This is a genomic window from Devosia sp. Z6_126, from assembly GCF_058133495.1.
Map to the genome: position 1 here is coordinate 301,412 of NZ_JBYUNO010000001.1, position 17,978 is coordinate 319,389.

General features: G+C 63.9%; 19 protein-coding genes and 1 pseudogene. 1 reads left to right on the forward strand and 19 read right to left on the reverse strand.

Annotation, left to right across the window (positions count from 1 at the left end; genetic code table 11):
* Nucleotides 1–2: 2 nt before the first annotated feature.
* Complete coding sequence (locus AC3YOG_RS01545) at nucleotides 3–752, reverse strand: SDR family oxidoreductase (protein ID WP_489933809.1); 750 nt, start codon at nucleotides 750–752, stop codon at nucleotides 3–5.
* A 100-nt stretch (nucleotides 753–852) separates the two neighbouring features.
* Between AC3YOG_RS01545 and AC3YOG_RS01550 the strand changes: the two genes are divergently transcribed.
* Entirely contained in the window at nucleotides 853–1,275 is a 423-nt protein-coding gene (locus AC3YOG_RS01550) for a winged helix-turn-helix transcriptional regulator (RefSeq protein WP_489933810.1), read from the forward strand.
* Here the strand turns inward: AC3YOG_RS01550 and AC3YOG_RS01555 are convergent.
* The 18 genes and pseudogenes from AC3YOG_RS01555 to AC3YOG_RS01640 form a co-directional block, all read right to left on the reverse strand.
* Nucleotides 1,272–1,670 (reverse strand): VOC family protein, encoded by a 399-nt coding sequence (locus AC3YOG_RS01555; RefSeq protein WP_489933811.1) that lies wholly within the window; start codon nucleotides 1,668–1,670, stop codon nucleotides 1,272–1,274. The genes AC3YOG_RS01550 and AC3YOG_RS01555 overlap by 4 nt on opposite strands.
* 34 nt (nucleotides 1,671–1,704) lie before the next feature.
* The gene (locus tag AC3YOG_RS01560; RefSeq protein WP_172122386.1) at nucleotides 1,705–2,463 is read right to left on the reverse strand and encodes an iron ABC transporter ATP-binding protein; all 759 of its coding nucleotides are present in this window, start codon (nucleotides 2,461–2,463) and stop codon (nucleotides 1,705–1,707) included.
* Nucleotides 2,460–3,425 (reverse strand): iron chelate uptake ABC transporter family permease subunit, encoded by a 966-nt coding sequence (locus AC3YOG_RS01565; protein ID WP_349236878.1) that lies wholly within the window; start codon nucleotides 3,423–3,425, stop codon nucleotides 2,460–2,462. The genes AC3YOG_RS01560 and AC3YOG_RS01565 overlap by 4 nt, the downstream gene beginning before the upstream one ends.
* 31 nt (nucleotides 3,426–3,456) lie before the next feature.
* The gene (locus AC3YOG_RS01570) at nucleotides 3,457–4,428 is read right to left on the reverse strand and encodes an ABC transporter permease (protein ID WP_489891029.1); all 972 of its coding nucleotides are present in this window, start codon (nucleotides 4,426–4,428) and stop codon (nucleotides 3,457–3,459) included.
* Nucleotides 4,429–4,504: 76 nt separating this feature from the next.
* A complete protein-coding gene (locus AC3YOG_RS01575; RefSeq protein WP_489933812.1) occupies nucleotides 4,505–5,431 on the reverse strand; it encodes a siderophore ABC transporter substrate-binding protein in 927 nt (308 codons plus the stop codon).
* 157 nt (nucleotides 5,432–5,588) lie between these two features.
* Nucleotides 5,589–6,107, reverse strand: coding sequence for a copper chaperone PCu(A)C (locus tag AC3YOG_RS01580; protein ID WP_489933813.1), 519 nt, complete (start codon nucleotides 6,105–6,107; stop codon nucleotides 5,589–5,591).
* Between the two features lie 50 nt (nucleotides 6,108–6,157).
* Nucleotides 6,158–7,069, reverse strand: coding sequence for a LysR family transcriptional regulator (locus tag AC3YOG_RS01585; RefSeq protein WP_489933814.1), 912 nt, complete (start codon nucleotides 7,067–7,069; stop codon nucleotides 6,158–6,160).
* 34 nt (nucleotides 7,070–7,103) lie between these two features.
* Nucleotides 7,104–7,844, reverse strand: coding sequence for a TSUP family transporter (locus AC3YOG_RS01590; RefSeq protein WP_489933815.1), 741 nt, complete (start codon nucleotides 7,842–7,844; stop codon nucleotides 7,104–7,106).
* Nucleotides 7,845–7,944: 100 nt separating this feature from the next.
* Nucleotides 7,945–9,837 (reverse strand): ABC transporter ATP-binding protein, encoded by a 1,893-nt coding sequence (locus AC3YOG_RS01595; protein WP_489933816.1) that lies wholly within the window; start codon nucleotides 9,835–9,837, stop codon nucleotides 7,945–7,947.
* Nucleotides 9,834–11,639, reverse strand: a complete 1,806-nt coding sequence (locus AC3YOG_RS01600) for an ABC transporter ATP-binding protein (protein ID WP_489934537.1) — start codon at nucleotides 11,637–11,639, stop codon at nucleotides 9,834–9,836. The genes AC3YOG_RS01595 and AC3YOG_RS01600 overlap by 4 nt, the downstream gene beginning before the upstream one ends.
* Nucleotides 11,640–11,852: 213 nt before the next feature.
* Nucleotides 11,853–12,839 carry a heparan-alpha-glucosaminide N-acetyltransferase gene (locus tag AC3YOG_RS01605; RefSeq protein ID WP_489933817.1) on the reverse strand — a complete coding sequence of 329 codons (987 nt, stop codon included), beginning with the start codon at nucleotides 12,837–12,839 and terminating at the stop codon, nucleotides 11,853–11,855.
* Nucleotides 12,836–14,671, reverse strand: a complete 1,836-nt coding sequence (recQ, locus tag AC3YOG_RS01610) for a DNA helicase RecQ (RefSeq protein ID WP_489933818.1) — start codon at nucleotides 14,669–14,671, stop codon at nucleotides 12,836–12,838. The genes AC3YOG_RS01605 and recQ overlap by 4 nt, the downstream gene beginning before the upstream one ends.
* Nucleotides 14,672–14,761: 90 nt before the next feature.
* Entirely contained in the window at nucleotides 14,762–15,091 is a 330-nt protein-coding gene (locus tag AC3YOG_RS01615) for a hypothetical protein (protein ID WP_489933819.1), read from the reverse strand.
* A 69-nt stretch (nucleotides 15,092–15,160) separates the two neighbouring features.
* Complete coding sequence (locus AC3YOG_RS01620; RefSeq protein ID WP_489933820.1) at nucleotides 15,161–16,015, reverse strand: SDR family oxidoreductase; 855 nt, start codon at nucleotides 16,013–16,015, stop codon at nucleotides 15,161–15,163.
* A gap of 31 nt (nucleotides 16,016–16,046) precedes the next feature.
* Nucleotides 16,047–16,220: pseudogene (locus AC3YOG_RS01625) on the reverse strand (plasmid stabilization protein); the annotation flags it as partial.
* A gap of 137 nt (nucleotides 16,221–16,357) precedes the next feature.
* Complete coding sequence (locus tag AC3YOG_RS01630) at nucleotides 16,358–16,924, reverse strand: DNA-3-methyladenine glycosylase (protein ID WP_489933821.1); 567 nt, start codon at nucleotides 16,922–16,924, stop codon at nucleotides 16,358–16,360.
* A complete protein-coding gene (locus AC3YOG_RS01635) occupies nucleotides 16,925–17,308 on the reverse strand; it encodes a RidA family protein (RefSeq protein WP_489891019.1) in 384 nt (127 codons plus the stop codon). It lies immediately after the preceding gene.
* 281 nt (nucleotides 17,309–17,589) lie between these two features.
* On the reverse strand, nucleotides 17,590–17,883 hold the full coding sequence (locus AC3YOG_RS01640; RefSeq protein WP_127751943.1) for a hypothetical protein: 294 nt from the start codon (nucleotides 17,881–17,883) through the stop codon (nucleotides 17,590–17,592).
* Between the last annotated feature and the right edge of the window lie 95 nt (nucleotides 17,884–17,978).

The window sequence follows — 17,978 nt, forward strand, 5'->3', positions numbered from 1 at the left end:
CCTCAGGCCGGGTTGATGAAGCCGAACACCGCAGCGGCATTGCCGCTCTGCTCGGCAAAGCGCTGGCGATGCACCCGCTGCACCAGCACCTCGCCATTCTCGGGTCCTGCCGCCAGCAGTTGCATGGTTTCGCTGATATAGTCGGCCAGTGGCATGGCGTTGGGGTCATTGGCCTGCTTTTCGCCCTGCAGCGTGGTTTGCACATAGGGCGGCGCCAGCTCGATCACCTCCACACCCGTGTGGCGCAGCTGATGGCGGAGCGACTGGGAATAGCTGTGGATCGCCGCCTTGGTGGCGCTGTAGGTCGGCGTCGAGGCCTTGGGAACAAAGGCGAGGCCCGATGACACAGTCAGCACCGCCGCCCGAGGTTGCGCCAGCAGATGGGGCAGCAAGGCCGCGGTCAGGCGGATCGGCCCCAGCAGATTGGTCGCGACCGTTGCCTCGGCAACAGCGAGGTAATCGCCCGCGACCAAATCTTCATCGACCATGATGCCGGCATTGTTGATCACGGCGTTGAGCGCGGGAAAGGCCGCGATCACCCGCTGGGCAAAGGCGCGGATCGCTTCGGGGTCGGTCATGTCCACGGTGAATGCCGCCATGCCGGGATTGGCGGCGGTGACCGCATCGAGCGCGTCCTGGCGCCGCCCGCTGATGATCACCTGATTGCCCGCGCGGTGAAAGGCTTCGGCCAAGCCGCGGCCGATGCCGGAGCCGCCGCCGGTAATGAGAATGGTGTTGCCGCTCATGCGCATGAAAACTCCCCTTGGCTTGTGTCGCCCAGAGTTAAGCCGCATACTCTCCATCGGGAAGTAGGCACCCAAAAGATCCATACGCACCCAACGGAGAGTGTCGATGCCGCAAGAAGTTTCAGCCCCCTCGATCTACCAGTGGAGCGAGCGCGCTGGCGGCAAGCCGCTCGACCCCGAACTCGATCGCCTGGTGCGCGACATCATCGGCAAGGTCGCCGACAAATGGACCATGCTGATCCTCGAGGCCCTCAATGATCACGGCACGCTGCGCTTCACCGATGTGGGACGCAAGGTCGGCGAGATCAGCCAGAAGATGCTGACCAAGACCTTGCGGCAGATGGAAGCCGATGGCCTCGTGCAACGAACCGTGCATCCGGTGATCCCACCCCATGTGGAATACAGCCTCACCCCGATGGGCCGCAGCCTGGGGGGCGCGTTTTGCGGCGTCTGGCTATGGGCAGAAGAGCATCACGCGGCTATCGAGGCCAGCCGCAAGGCCTTCGCCGAACGCAACGGGTCGGCTTAATTGGCGGTTGGGGTTGCCATCAGTTCCCAGATATTGCCTTCGCTGTCGGCGAAGTAAGCCGAGTAGCCCCATTCGGACGAGGTGCCGGGGGTAATGATCGAGCCGCCCGCCACCAGCACCTGATCGAGAACGGCATCGACTTCGGCCGCATCGGCGGCCCGGTGGCTGAGCACAAAGCCGGGCGAGCCGGCGACGGGGGCTTCGAGCCCGGCGGTCTCGGCGATCTGGGTGCGCGGGAACAGCACAAAGCTCAGTCGGTCATCGAGGAAAAACGCCACATGATCGTCCCCTGCCCCGATCTGGTCGTCGCCCAGCTCGAACAGCGCGCGGTAAAAGGCAAAGGCGCGCGGCAGATCATCGACGCCGATGGTGATGATGCTGATGGTTGGCTTCATGGGCGGCGCGCTCCTCGGGCGATCTGAATAGGCGTTATTCGTAGTAAACGCTGATGCGCTGGCCGCCGATCTCATGGACCTTGATGTCCATCTCGTAAATGCCCGACAGCACTTCGGGGCGGATCATTTCGTCGGCCGGGCCTTGGGCTGCGACCTTGCCATGCTTCATGGCGATGATGAAATCGGAATACCACGAGGCAAAATTGATGTCGTGCAGCACCAGCACGACCGTCTTGCCCAACTCGTTGGCCGCCTTGCGCAAGAGCTTCATCATGCCCATGGCATGCTTCATGTCGAGATTGTTGAGCGGCTCGTCGAGCAGCACATAGTCGGTATCCTGGCACAGCACCATCGCCACAAACGCACGCTGGCGCTGCCCGCCCGAAAGCTCGTCGAGGAACCGGTCCGACAGCTCGCCCAGATTGAGATAGCCAATGGCATCGTCGATGCGCTTTTCGTCGTCCCGCGTCAGCCGGCCGCGCGAATAGGGGAAGCGGCCAAAGGAAACGAGGTCGCGCACGGTCAGGCGCGCGGTCATGTGGTTGTCCTGGCGCAGGATGGACAAGCGCCGTGCCAAAACTTCGCTGCCGGTCTTGCTGACATCGAGCCCATCGACGGTGACGGTGCCCTTGTCCATGCTCATGAGGCGGCTGACCATGGACAGCAGGGTCGACTTGCCCGCCCCATTGGGCCCGATAATGGAGGTGATGCCGCCAGCCGGAATGGACAGCGTCACGCCATCCACCACGCAGCTGGCACCATAATGTTTGGTGACGTTGGTGGTGATGATCATCGCCCCGCCCTCCGCAAAACCAGGAAAATAAAGACGATACCACCGAGAAACTCGATGATGATCGAGAGCGCCGTATCGAACTCAAATATGCGCTCGAGCACGGTTTGCCCACCCACAAGGCAGATCACGGCCAGCAGGACGGCCGTCGGCAGCACATATTTATGCTTGCTGTTGCCCACCAGCGAATGGGCGAGGCTCGCTACCAGGAGCCCAAAAAAGGTCACCGGGCCCACGAGTGCCGTCGACACCGCCACCAGCACCGACACCATGATCAGCATGGCGGTGATGGTGCGCTTGTAATTGACCCCAAGATTGATCGCATTGGCGCGCCCGAGGGTCAGCACATCAAACACCGGGATCATCCGGATCACGGCAATGGTCACGACCGCCAGGACCGCGTAGGCGAAGAGGAGATGGTCGGTATCGACGCGCGAAAAGCTGGCGAAGAAGCTGTCCTGCAGCACGTTGAAGGCATTGGGATCCATCAGGCGCTGCATGAAGGAAATCACGCTGCGGAACATGATGCCAAAGACAATGCCCACCAGCACCAACAAGTGCAGGCTGCGCTCCTGCCACACAAAGAGCCAGGAAAAGAGCGCGCTGGCAAAGCCGATCATTACCACCATTTCGAGGAGGAAATGCAGGTCGGGATTGAGGCTGATAAGGCTGCCAATGCCGAAAAAGAACACCAGCGAGGTTTGCAGCAGCACGTAGAGGCTATCAAAGCCCATGATCGAGGGTGTGAGGATGCGGTTATTGGTGGCGGTCTGGAACAGCACGGTCGATAGCGCGACCGAATAGCCAACAAGGATCAGCCCGAGGAGCTTGCGACCGCGGAACGGGATCACGAAGCTCCAGCTGCCCTTGGCGCCCAGCGTCATGAAGCAGACGATGGAGACGAGTGCCAGCAGCGACAGGACGACGATCACCAGCACCGGCCGGGTCCAGGTGCGGCGCGAAATGCCCAGAAACGGGGCATGAGCCGTGGAGAGATCAGGCGGCACTGCGACGGGTCCTGAGCAACAGATAAAGGAAAATGACACTGCCGATGACGCCGACAACCACCCCGATCGGGATCTCATAGGGGTAGCGGATCACCCGCCCCAGAATATCGCAGGCCACCACGAAGGCCGCGCCCGACACGGCCACCCAGGGCACGGTGCGCCGCATATTGTCGCCGACCAAGAGGCTGATGACATTGGGCACGACGAGGCCGAGGAACGGGATGATGCCGACGGAGACCAGCACCACCGCGCTCGAGATCGAGACGATGATGAGCCCCAGGGTCATGGTCTGGTTGTAGTTGAGCCCCAGATTGGTGGTGAAATCCTCGCCCATCCCCGCGACGGTGAAGCGGTCGGCGGCCCAATAAGCGGCGACGGCACAAACCAGCCCAATCCACAGCAGTTCATAGCGCCCGCGCAGCACGCCGGAAAAATCGCCGAGCTCCCAGGCGAGGAGCGACGGCAGCAGGCCAAAGCGATAAGCAAAAAAGCTCGTCACCGCCCCGATAATGCCCGACAGCATGATGCCGATCAGGGGCACGAGCAGCACATCGCGGGGCGGCACGCTGCGGATTACGCGCAGGAAGAGGAAAGTGCCGGCCAGTGCGAACAGCGCCGCCACCATCATCTTGGCCATGATTGGCCAGCCCGGCGCCAGCAGCGTCACCAGCAAGAAGCCCAGCAGCGCCGATTCCGTGGTGCCCACCGTGCCCGGCTCGACAAAGCGGTTGCGCACGACGATCTGCATGACGAGGCCGGCAATGGCCATGGAGGAGCCAGCGAGCAGCAGCGACAGGGTGCGCGGCACGCGGCTGATCAGCAGCACCTGCATCGGCCGCCCCTCGGGACCACCCGAAAACAGACCCGCCAGCGTCACATCGGTGACCCCGATAAACAGGCTCGCAATCGCCAGCAGAAGCGTAGCCACACCAGCGATGATCAGCAGCGGCAAGGCCCGCATGGCACCTCGTTCTCAAATGGCAGAACCCGGCGGAAGGATCCGCCGGGCTGAATGGATTGATCGCTCTGCGCCGGTGTTAGCCGTTGAGGCCTTCCAGCACCTGATCGAGCATCAGCATCAGGCCGTTATAGCCATGCATGGTGACATAAGCGGCTTGGGGGTCGAGGTAAACAATATGACCCTCCTTGGCGGCGGTGGTCTGGTTCACCAATTCGTTGTCGAGCAGGGCGGCAGCAGCCCCGGTGTTTTCGCCAACGCCGGCATCACGGTCGACCACGAACAGCCAATCGGGGTTGGTTTCGAGGATGAACTCGAAGGAAACGCTGTCGCCACCGTGATCGCCGTCTTCAACATCGGCCATGGCCGAGGGCATGCCGAGTTCATTGTAGATCCAGGCGACGCGCGAGCCGGGTCCGTAAACGCCGACATTGCCGGCATTGGTCACGAGCACGAGCGCGGTGCCCTTGCCTTCGGCCGCAGCTTTGACTTCGGCGATCTTGGCTTCGAGATTGGCGTTGAGTTCGGCGGCCTTTTCTTCGAGCCCAAAGATCTCGCCGAGCTTGGTGATGTTGGCTTCCACGCCCTCGACCAGATCGGCATTGTCGACGGTCAGGTCGATGGTGGGCAGGATTTCGGCGGCGGTCGGGTACGCGGTGCGCGAGCGGGCGGCGACAATATAAAGATCAGCGTCGGCGGCAGCGATGCCTTCGAAATCGGGCTCCTGGAGCGAGCCGATCTTGATCGCGTCGGCGGGAACGGAGTCAGCGAGGTAAGCGGGCACATTGGACGAGGGAATGCCAGCGACCGGAACGCCGAGCGCGGTCAGGTTGTCAAAGGCTGCCCAATCGGACACCAGCACTTTTTCGGGTACGCCGGTGATGGTGGTTTCACCCTGGGGATGGGTGACGGTGACTTCCTGAGCCTGGGTGCCCAGGCTGGTAAAGGCCAGCGCGCCAGCGACGAGCGCGGCGAGCAAGGAGGGGGTGCGGGTGATGGTGTTCACGAGACTTCCAATCCAGGGTTTGGGCAAACAGCTCAGCACTGCCAGTTTAAGCTGACGTTGCTTGTCGGGTTACCTATCCGGGCGGAAGCGCCGAGTCAAAAGATAGTTGAGACAACCACTCACCTATACCGGGCGAGTGGCGCCGGGGTTTTAGTCCCTAGTGGCTGTGCTCGCCTTCGGGGGCGTCATGAGCGTGCTCACCCGCGCCATGGGCTGCGGTCGCATCGGCGGCCTGCACGGGGAGCTCGATTTCGACCTGGCCGGCATGCTCGAACACCAGGGTCACCGGCACGCTCTCGCCTTCAACGAAAGGCTGGGTCAGGCCGAGGAACATGATGTGCAGCCCGCCGGGCTCGAGCGCGACGGTTTGGCCCGCTTCGATGGTGATGCCGTCAGCCAGGGGGCTCATCTTCATGACGTCCCCGTCCATTTTCATCTGGTGCAGTTGCACCGTGCCGGCAGCGGGGGAAGTGGCGGAAACCAGCCGGTCGGCCGCATCGCCCGTGTTCTCGATGGTCAGATACCCGCCCGCGACGGGAGCATTGGGCAGGGTCGCGCGGGTAAAGGGCACCGAAATGTTGAGAGGGCCGTGATGCACCACCCCGTTATGAGCAAGGGCAGGCGCTACGAGCAGCAGGGCAGAAACGATGGCGGCGGCACGGAAACGGCGGAACATCGGAGTGATCCTGGGGTGAGCGAATGAACGGGCGCCAGCATAACGCGCCACTAGGGCGTAGGTGCATAGGTTTCGCTGACCAGCGACAAAAAGCCCTTCACCGGCGCTGAAAGGGGTGTCGAGCGGCGGCGCGCCACCAGCAATTGGCGCATGGCCCAGCCATCGGCAAGCGGCGCACAGGCGAGGTCGGTGCCGGCCAGCAGATGCAGGCTCGTCGAGCGCAAAAAGCCGATGCCAAAGCCCGCTTCCACCATGCGCACCAACGCAGGGAAACTCTCCACCCGCAGGCTTTCGGTCAGTTTGCGCCCGTCGCGCCGGGCGGCTTCGGCGAGCAAGCGATCGAGTGCGCCGGCATGGTGGATGCCCACAATGGCGTGCTCGACCACCTCGGCAAAGGCAATGCCGCTGCGGGGCTCGAGCCGGGGCGCCAGCGGATGCTCGGGCGGCGCCAGCACCCAGACGCGGTCATCCTCGAAGGGGCGGGTTTCAAAGCGGGCGAAATCGTAATTGTCCGAAACAATGGCGACATCGGCGCGGCCTTCATCGAGCGCCAGCAGCGCCCGGGCGGCGCCCATTTCCATGATGTCGAGGCCGATCCCGGCATGGTTCTGGCTATAGCGGGCCAGCAGTTCGGGCAGCCGGCCGGTCAGCGCCGAACCGGTGCAGGCGAGGCGCAGGCTGCCGCGCTGGCCGGTGGAAAAATCCACCATGGTGGCGTCGAGATCGGCGATGGCACGCAGCACGGTGCGACAGCCCTCGGCATAGGCGCTGCCGGCAGCGGTCAGGCGCACGCCATGGGCAGAGCGATCAAACAGCGCCGTGCCCAGCCGGTTCTCGAGATCCGATACACGGCGGCTGACGGCGGAGGAGGCAATGCCCTCGCGCTCGGCGGCGCGCCCAATCGAGCCGGTATCGGCCAGCAGCAAAATCAGGCGTGCGGTGACGCTGTCGAACGGTGCCATCCCATCTCCCTGGCTGAGCCCACTGATAGGGGGTTCAGAGCACCAGGGAAAGGCCGCGCGCAAGATAGAAAATGCCAATGGCCGAGACGATCCAGCGCGTCCAGCTGCGGAAATTGGCGTCGGTCACGCGCTGCAAGATCCAGTAGCCGGCGCTGGTGCCGGCCACCGCGAAAGGCGCGGCGAGCGCCACGCCCAGCCATTCTCCGGCACTCAGCACCATGGTGGCGTTCCAGTAGAACACCACTTTGGCGCCATGCGAGAGCACCTGCACGGCCGCCTTGGTCGCGACGATCCGCCGCCGGTCCATGGCGGTGCGGATGAAAAAGATATCGACGGTCGGCCCCGACACCCCGACCGCGAGGTTGAGCCCGCCCCCGAGCATGCCGCAGAGCACGGCATGATGGGGCTTGCTGGCATCGAGCCGCAGCAAATCGGCGGGAATCCACACAAGGACCGGCAAGAGGCCAATGGCGATGCAGACGGCTGCGAGGTCGGGCGTATAGCGCACAATGAAGAGGATCGTGGCCGACACCAGCAGCCCCAGCGTGATCCAGCCCATGATGCGCCAATCAATAAAGGCGCGCGACAGCCAGGCCCGCGAGCCATTGGCGATGATCTGGATGGCGCCCTGCACCGCAATGGCGGTGCCCACCGGCAGCAGCGCCAGCAGGATGCCGAGGAGGATCAACCCGCCCGCCATCCCAAAGACGCCCGACAGGGTCGAGGTCAAAAACACCGCCCCCAACAGGGCAAGCACCGCTCCAAGGCTCAGCATCAGGGCTCCCCCCTTTCAGCCGGGTTCATGCCCGGCAGGGCAGCCGCGCGCCAGCACGGATCGGGCATGGCCCGGTGCTTTCCCGGCAAAGCTGGCGCGGTCAGGTGGAGGCGGCCTTGGGGCCGGCGGCGATCACCTCTTCGGGGATGTCGTCAAAGGAGGCGTAGTTCATGTTGTAGAGCCGGGCATAAAGCCCGTTCTTGGCCATGAGCTGGTCGTGATTGCCGTTCTCGATCAGCTCGCCGTTCTGCAGCACGATGATGCGGTCGGCCCCGCGAATAGTGGCGAGCCGGTGCGCGATCACGAGCCCGGTGCGCCCTTCGAGCACAGTCAGGAGCGCCTTCTGGATCTGCCGCTCGGTATAGGAGTCGATATTGGCGGTGGCCTCATCGAGCACGAGGATCTTGGCATCGGCCACCAGCGCCCGGGCAAAGCTCAGCAGCTGGCGCTGCCCCAGGGACAGATTGGAGCCGCGCTGCTCGAGCATGGCGTCATAGCCATTGGGCAGCCGCTCGATGAACTCATGGGCGCCCACCGCCTTGGCCGCGGCAACCACCTGTTCGCGCGTGGCATCGGCCTTGTTGTAGCGGATATTGTCCAGAACGCTGCCGGTAAAGAGGAAGGGCTCCTGGAGCACCATGGCCACCTGCTCGCCCAGCGATTCCTGCGTCACATCGCGCACATCATGGCCGCCCACCAACACCGCGCCGCCCTGCACTTCATAAAAGCGGTGCACAAGGGCCATGGCGCTGGTCTTGCCCGAGCCGGTGGGGCCGACCAGGGCGACGGTTTCGCCGGGATTGACGCGGAAGCTGACATTCTTGAGCACGGGATGATCAGCGCGATAGCCAAAGGTGACGCTGCGGAACTCGACGGAGCCATCCATGTCCCCGGTCAGCGCGACCGCGCCGGGCTTGTCGGCGATGTCGACGGGGACGTCGAGCACTTCGGTGATGCGCTGGCCCGAGCTCATGGCGCGCTGCATCACCGAATACTGCATGGTGAGCGAGCGGATGGGATCGAAAAAGCGCTGGATGTAAAAGAGGAACGTGACGATCACGCCTACCTGCAGCCCGCCATTGAGCACCATAGAGCCGCCCACCACGATCACGACAGCCATGGCGATGCCGGTGAGGCTATCAACGATCGGCACCATGACCTGGGCATATTTGGATGCCGTCAGCTGGGTCTTGAGGTTGCCGAAAGCCTTGTCGTCATAAAGGTCGAAATTGACCCGCTGGCGATCGAGGTTCTGCACTGTGCGCACGCCATGAATGCCTTCGGCCAGGGCGCCGGCGGTCGAGGAATTGGTTTCGTGCGCGGCCATGAAGGCGGCACGCGCCCGCGGCAGCCAGAAAATGCGCACGACGAACAGCACCGGCATGGTGGCGAGCGTCAACAGTCCCAGGCGGAAGTCGAGGCTCAGCAGCACGACGACAATGCCGACCAGCAGCACGATGTCGCCCACCGAGATCACCGAGGTTTCCAAAAACTCCTGCATGGAATTGACGTCACCCTGCAGGCGGCTCATCAGGCGCCCGACTTCGGTCTTGTCCATGAAGGACAGCGACACGCGCTGGAGCTGGCTGAACATGGCGCGGCGCATGTCGAACAGCACGTTTTCGGCGACTTCGCCGACCACGGTTTCCTGCACATAGCTGGCGCCGAAATTGAGCAGCACCACGACGCCGAAAGCCACCACGGCCCCGATTAGGTTGGCGTGATCGCCGCCTGCGGTCATGCCGCGGTCGATGGCAAAGCCGATGATCAGCGGAATGGCCAGCTGGGTGAGGGTAAAAACGATAACCGCCGCCACCGCCAGCAGCATGCGCCGGCGATAGGGATGCACAAAGGCCCAGATCCGGCGGATGGTCTTGGGATCATAGGCCTTGCCGAAGATTTCTTCTTCGATCCGGTGCGAGCCGACGGTGGCGCGCGGCGGGCGCTGGCCGCGATCGACCGGATGGTCGTCGTCATGCTCGATAACGCTCATTGGGCCGCACTCCCCACGGCAAAGTCATCGGCATCGACCGGCTTGACCTGCAGGTCGTAGAGCGCGCGATAGCGACCATTCTGGGCCAGCAATTGCTCATGGCTGCCGCGCTCGACGATCTTGCCGCCGTCAAGAAACAGGATCTGGTCGGCATGCATCAGTGAACTCAGGCGGTGGGAGATGATGAGGGTGACGCGATCCTGCGCATAGCGCTTGATGGCGCTGCGGATGCGGTGCTCGGTGCCCGCATCAATGGCGGCGGTGGAATCGTCGAACACCATGACGGCAGGCTTGAGCACAAGGCTGCGGGCAATCGACAGGCGCTGGCGCTGCCCACCCGAGAGCGACACACCCCGCTCACCCACCACCGTGCCATATTGGGCGGGCAGGCCCATGATGTAGTTATGCAGCTGGGCGCTTTCGGCCGCCCCGGCAATGGAGCGCTCCTTGGCCCAGGGATCACCATAGGCAATGTTGTTTTCGATCGTGGTGGTGAACAGGAACGAGTCCTGCTGCACCACGGCCACGGCGCGCCGGAGCGAGGCCAGGGTCACGTCATTGACGTTCTGCCCGTCAATGGTCACCGCCCCGCCGCTCACTTCGTAAAAGCGCGAGATCAGATGGGCCAGCGTTGACTTGCCGCTGCCGGGGGCGCCGACAATGCCGATGGTCTGGCCGCGCTTGGCTTCAAAGCTCACCCCGTCAAGGGTGGGATACAGCGCGCCGGGATAGGTGAAGTGCACATCCTCAAAGCGCAGCACGCCTTCGCCTAACTTGAGCGGCTTGGCCTCGGGCTTGTCGTCGATTTCGAGCGGCTGGTCGAGAAAGTCGAACAGGCGCCCGCCACAGGTGGCAGCGCGGGCAAAGCTGTTGACCATCATGCCGAGCTGGCGCACCGGCATCTGCAGAATGGTCATGAAGGTCAAGAACGAAGCGAGGGTGCCCACGGTCATGGTGCCGTCGATGACCTTGTTGCCCCCGAACCAGAGCACCAGCCCCATGGCGGCGAAAAACGAAAAGGTCATGGCGCTGGTGTTGCGCACGCGAATGCCGACGCGGGTATGGGCGAGCTCCAGGGCTTCTGCCGAAGCGCGGTCGAACTTGGCGAGTTCGAACTTCTGGCCCGAAAAGGCGCGCACGACACGAATGCCGCCCAGATTCTCTTCCATCACGCGGGTGACGGCGGACAGCTTGTCCTGCAGCATCAGCCAGGTCTTGCGCAGGGTCAGTTGCGCGACCGAGGAGCGCCAGGCGACAAAGGGCACAAAGCTCAGGCTCAAGATGCCCAGCAGCGGATCGGTCGAGATTAGCAGATAGGCGCCCAGCCCGATCAGCACGGACAGCAGCACCATGCGCACGAGCCCTGTCGAAAAGAACATGCGCACGCCGTCGAGGTCGAGCAGACCGATGGTGATGAGATCGCCGGTATGGATGCGGTCGTGGAAGGAAAAGCTCAGGCGCTGCACCTTTTCATAGAAGGCCAGGCGCAGTTCGTAGCCGATGGTGTGGCCCACCGATTCACTGAAATAGTTCTGCGCCAGGGTAAAGAGCCCGCGGGCCACAGACACGGCTAGCAGGAGCAGCGCCGTGGTCCAGAGCGCCCGCTCGCCGGCATCGCCCGCCACCAGAATGCCCTGCGCCTCGTCCACTGCGCGGCCCAGCAGACGCGGAATGGTCAGCTGCAGGCCCGCCGCGATCACCGTCGAGCCGATGGCAATGGTGACCTGCCAGGGATGGCGCAGCGTGAGCTTGGTGATGCGCCACAAGACGCCGGTGCCTTTACCGGCATGGACAGAGGCCAGGTGAGCGCGGGGGTCAGCGCGCCCACGGACGCGGCCAGCCGAGGGGGTGGTCACAGCAGATCCAGACTTCAAAAAGGGTGCTCCGGTGGGGCGCAGGGCAGCCACCGGGTGCGACAAATCAACTCGTGGAATTATTCAACGCCCATCGTCCGTACCATTCAAGAGGCAATTTGCGCAAAAAAGCGCCACGCCCGGCGCTTTGTGACGGAACTGTCACTTAGGTTGATTGAGCTCGGGATAGATTACGGCCGAGCAGCGCCGGTTGCCGGCATCGAGCAGGGCTTGCTGCTCGGGGGAAATGGTGCCGGAAAACACCGGGTCCCACAAATCATTGGCTTTCACGGTCTCGAGCCCGCACTGGCAATAGGTGGTGCAAAGGCCGGGGGTCGTGCCGCCCTCGACGCAGGTGCGCTGGCAGGCATTGAGGAAATCGGTTTGCCGCATGGCGATCTGGGGCTGCAGCCAGCCGGCCAGCGGAAACAGCACGGCGAGCAGCAGTGGCTGATGCACGAGATAGATCAGCAGGCTCCAGCGCCCCATGACCTGCAGCACCCGCGCCAGGGCGTTGGTGGGAGCGATGGCGGCAAGGCGCGCGCTCCAGCGCGAGCCAATCAACCAGCGCCCGGCCAGAAGCCCCAGCAGCACCACGCCAAAGGAGGGAAACACCGGCACGAGATCATTGGTGGGTGGCGCCACCGTCCAGAACCCCAGCCAGGACCAGGCCTTCGCGTTGAAGAGTTCGTTGGAGAAGACGGCGGGCAGCGCCAGCACCACAACCGCGATGAGCCCGATCACCCAGGACGGCGCCCGGCGCAGCGGCAGCGCCAGGAGGGTAAAGAGCGCAATGGCGTGCAGCACGCCGAAGTAAACGAAGGTGTCGGGGAAGGCGATGAGGGTCGCGACCGTAATCGCCAGCGCTCCCAGCACCAACAACCCCCAGCGGCGCCAGAACCGGCGCCAATCGGTAGGGCCCCGGCTCCCAAGGGCGATCCCGACGCCCACAAGGAACAGGAAGCTATACAAAATGCTGCGGGCAAACAGCACCCAGCCGGGGTCATAGCCGACATCGGCGGGGATGAAGCGGAAATAGGCCAGGTCCCAGCACAGGTGATAAATGATCATCGCCAGAATGGCGACGCCACGAGCAATGTCGATTACCGGAAAGCGGGTGCGCACCGGTGGGTTGGTGAGCTCGCTCACCGCGCCCCATCCAAAATGGCAAGGAACGCCGCGCCATAGCGCTCGAGCTTGGCCTGCCCGACCCCGGGGATATTGAGCAGGTCATGCAGCTTGGCCGGCCGGGTTTGCGCCATGGCCCGCAGGGTCGCGTCGCCGAACACCACATAGGGCGGCACGCCCTGGGCCTTGGCGATGCGCAGCCGTTCGGCGCGTAGGGCATTGAAGACGCCCATATCGGCTTCGTCGAGCTCCACCGCGCCCGCCAGTTGCCGGCGCACTTCGGCCGCCTTTTTCGGCCGGTCCTGGCGCAGGGTCACCGTGCGTTCCTTGCGGAACACGGCGCGCGCCCCCTCCCCCAGCGTTAGGGCGCCATGGGCGGCATGATCGACCCGCACCAGGCCCGACGCCGTCAGCTGGCGCAGCACCGATTGCCAGGTGCGGCTGTCATGTTCCTGGCCCTGGCCGAATACCGGCTGCTGATCGTGGCCGAACCGCTCGACCTTTTCGGTTTTTTTGCCCAGCAGCACATCGATGATGTGGCCTGACCCGAACCGTTGCCCGGTGCGATAGATCGCGGCCATGGCCTTGATCGCCGCTTCCGTGCCGTCCCAGCTGGCGACGGGCGAGCGGCAGGTATCGCAATTGCCGCAAGGGCCCTCATAGACTTCGCCGAAATGGGCGAGGATCGCCTGGCGCCGGCATTCGGCAGTTTCGCAGACGCCCAGGAGCGCGTTGAGCTTGGCGTGTTCGACGCGCTTGATCTCGTCGGGCGCCCCGCCCTCGTCGATCATGCGCCGGCGCTGCACGGCATCGGCCATGCCATAGCTCATCCAGGCATCAGCGGGCTGGCCGTCACGACCGGCGCGGCCGGTTTCCTGGTAATAAGCTTCGATGGAGGCGGGGAGATCGAGATGGGCGACATAGCGCACATCGGGCTTGTCGATGCCCATGCCAAAAGCCACGGTCGCCACGAGGCACACATCCTCCTCGCGCAGGAAGATGTCCTGGTGAGCCGAGCGGATGCTGGCATCCATGCCGGCATGATAGGGCAGCGCGCGAACGCCCTTACCCTCCAGCCATTGCGCGGTGTCCTCCACCTTGGCCCGCGACAGGCAATACACAATGCCGCTTTCGCCCTTGTGCCCCTCAAGGAAGCGCAAGAGCTGAGCGCGGGCATTGTCGCGCTCGATGATGGAATAGGAGATATTGGGGCGATCGAAACTGGTCTCAAATACGCGCGCCCCACCCAGGCCCAACCGCTCGATGATATCGGCGCGGGTGGTGGGGTCGGCCGTCGCCGTCAGCGCAATGCGCGGCACGCCGGGAAAGAGTTCGGTCAGCTGCGCGAGTTCGCGATATTCGGGCCGGAAATCATGGCCCCATTGGCTGACGCAATGGGCTTCATCGATGGCAAAGAGCGCGATATCGAGCCCATCCACCATGTTGCGGAAGCCGGGCGTCGCCACCCGCTCGGGCGCCACATAAAGCAAGTCCAACTCGCCGCGGCGCAGCTGCCCGCGCACCTGGGCAGACTCTTCGGGCGACAGCGAGGAATTGAGCGCCGCCGCCGCGACCCCGGCCTGGCGCAGCGCCTCGACCTGGTCGCGCATCAGCGCAATCAGCGGCGAGACCACAATGCCCACGCCATGCCGGCAGAGGGCCGGGATCTGGTAGCAGGCCGATTTGCCCGCGCCCGTCGGAAACAGCACCACCGCATCGCCGCCATCGGCGACATGGCGCACCACTTCTTCCTGCTGGCCGCGGAAGCTCTTGTGGCCAAACACATCGCGCAGCACCGCCAGGGGATCGGGGCGAAGATCAAGCGAGGTGGTTTGGCTCAAGGCTGCTGCCATGTGATGGAGGGGCTCCGAAGCGGCGAATCCCGCCGCACCGTGCTTCGAGCATAGCTGAGCGTGACGGGCAACTCACAGCTGATTCAACAGCTAGACATAGCCCAGCGCGGTGAACTGGCTGTCGAACCACCACCAGCCCATTGCGGTCAGCGCCACCACGACGGCAAAGGCGATCCAGCCTGCCGCGGTCAGGTTCTTGTGGTCGGCCGTGCGATATTGGAAGCGCTCGCCCCCGAGCAGAAGCACCAGCCCGAAGACGAGGCATAGCGGCACCAGCGCAAAGGCGCGCAGCTGATAGTGCACCTCGGGCGCGCCGCTTTGCGCCTGCCCCAGCGGCACCAGCAAAAAGAAATACAACACCGCGGCGCCAATGGCGATCGCCGCTAATCCGCCCAGCCGCACCAAAGCACTGCGCCCCATGCCTCACCCCCGCTGCATCGCGCAACAAGGAGCGGCATGGGGCGCTCAAGAGATCAATCTGCCGCCGGCTTAGCCCCCGACGATCTCGCCGCCATTGGGGTGGAGCACCTGACCCGAGATGTAGGAGCTCTCGTCGCAAGCCAGGAACAGGTGGCAGGTCGCCACTTCATTGGGCTGGCCGGGGCGCTTCATCGGCTGGGAGGCGCCGAATTCGGCCACCTTGTCCTCGGGGAAGGTGGCGGGGATCAGTGGCGTCCAGATCGGGCCGGGCGCCACGGCATTTACGCGAATGCCCTTTTCGGCAAGGCTGCCCGAAAGCGAGCGGGTAAAGGCCAGGATCGCGCCCTTGGTCGAGGCATAATCGAGCAGCGTCGGCGAGCCGCGATAGGCGGTGACCGAGGTGGTGTTGACGATGGATGCGCCCGACTGAAGATGCGGCATTGCCGCCTGGGTCATGAAGAAGTAGCCAAAGATATTGGTGCGGAAGGTTTTTTCCAGCTGTTCTTCGGAGATATCGGTGATCTCGTCCTGCGGATGCTGCTCGGCCGCATTGTTGACGAGGACGTCGATCTTGCCAAATTCCTCGATCACCTTGCCCACGACATTGTCGCAAAAGGCCTTTTCGCCCACATCGCCGCGCAGCAGCAGGACATTCTTGCCCTCGGCCTTGATCGCGTCGGCGGTGATCTTGGCGTCCTCGGTTTCCTCGAGATAAACGATCGCGACCTCGGCGCCTTCGCGGGCAAACAGCACCGCGCAGGCTCGGCCAATGCCGCTATCGCCGCCGGTGATGATCGCGACCTTGCCGGCAAGCCGCCCGTTGCCGGGGAATTTGGGGGCAAAATCGGGTGCCGGGGTCATTTCGGTTTCCCGGCCGGGCTGGTGGTCCTGGTGCTGGGGCGGATTGATCTGATCGTCGGACATGGGGGAACCTTCTGGGTTGGGTGGGGAACTAGTGCTTGCGGCCGGAGCCGGATTGCTTGCCCCCGCCATCCTGCTTGTTGACGGTGGCCCAGGCCCGGCGCTCGGCCTCGTCTTCAGGCAGGCCACGCTTTTCGTAGCCTTCCTCGATATGCTCGGCCTTGCGCTTTTGCTTGTCGGTGTAAGCGGATTTGTCGCCTTGAGGCATGGTGGATCTTCCTCTTGCGGATCGGCAAAGGTGGACCAGCGCTGACGGGAAGGACCCGCGCGCTGCCGTCACTCCCAAGCCGTCGATAAAGGGAAAAAGATCGGGCGCCGGGGATCGTTCCCCGGCCCGCACGAAGATTAGCCCAGGGGCAGCGGCCGGCTCAAAAAGGGCGAACCCTGCTCGGCAAAGCGCCAGGGCGTATCGGCGCCCTTGGTGATGCCGATGCGCGGCCCGGTGCCGACGCGCGCCTCACCAGTTGCCGCCAGCACGGCAAAAGGCGGCTCGTCGAGCGGCAGGCCATTGTGCCTGCCATCAATCCCCAGTGCCTGGCACAGCTTGCCCGGCCCCGAACAGAGCTGGCGATCGGGCAATCCGCCCCGCCGCTCGCGCATTTGCGCGACGCCGGTGGTGGGCTCGAGCGCGCGGATCAACACCGCGCTGCCGGGCTCGCAAACGAAATTGAGGCACCAATGGATGCCGTAGATCTTGTAAACATAGGATTGGCCGGGCGGCCCGAACATCGCGGCGTTCCGCGGCGTCGGGCCCCGAAAGCTGTGCGAGGCCGGGTCGGCCCCGTCATAGGCTTCCACCTCGACCAGCCGTCCGCCGACCCCGTCGACGAGCAGGGTCGCGCCGATCAGCTCGGCCGCGACCTGCGTCACCGGACGGTTGAAAAACGCTGCGCTCAGCAACGTTTGCGCCACTCAGGGATCCTTGAAGGCGACGCAGTCGATCTCGACCTTGCAATCCACCATCATGTGCGACTGCACGGCCGAGCGTGCCGGCGGATGTTCGCCGAAATAGCTTTTGTAGACGGCGTTGAAGCTCCAGAAATCGCGGGGATCATCGAGCCACACGCCGCAGCGCACCACATGTTCGAGCCCGTAGCCGGCTTCCTCAAGGATCGCGATCAGGTTCTGGATGGTCAAATGGGTTTGCTCGACGATGCCGGTGCCAACGATCTCGCCGTCCTTCATCGCGACCTGGCCCGAGACATATAAAAAGCCGCCGGCTTCCACCGCGCGCGCAAATGGCAGGTTCTGCCCGCCCGCACCGCTTTTCTCCGCCCCATAGCGCTTGATCGGCATGTATCCGGCTCCTTTTCGATTTTGTCCTTCTGGCCAAAACCTAGCCGCTTTCGCGCCCCCTTGCGCCCCGCGACCTCCAAAAGCCTGTGCAAAATCTTTGCGGACCGCCCGCGCAGAACCCGAGCGCCGCCGCCAACTCGATCAGTCCCCTCCCCCTTGAGGGGAGGGCTAGGGTGGAGGTCCATCGGCGGGTCACCAAACCCACCCCCTCCCCAAGGAGGAGGGAGGGCAAATCACCCACATCTGGGATGAATGATCGGCCTGTTGGCCACTGATCGAAGTTAGTGCTTACCGCCGCTGCGATTGCCCTTGCCCAGGTCGCGTTCGGCCCGGACATCCTTGTCGAGCTTTTCAAAGCTTTCGATCAAACCATCGGTTTCGCCCTTGGCGCCGGCTTGCGCCTGGCGCTGGTTGACCACATTGGTCTGGTTGTCGCCTTGCAGGCTGTTCTTGCCCTGGATATCGGCGGCAAGGTCGAACTCGTCGAGGGTGGCGCCGGGCTCGCCCTGGCCGGCAGTTTTGGCGCCCTGCTGGCCGCCGCTGCGATTGCCGGTATTGCTGGAAGGATTGGCCATGTTGGTTCTCCTTTGGGTTGCACCAAAACCAACGTGTCCTTTCCCCAGATGTTCCCCCGCCATCGACTCACAGTCGCGCCAGCAAGCTTGCTGCA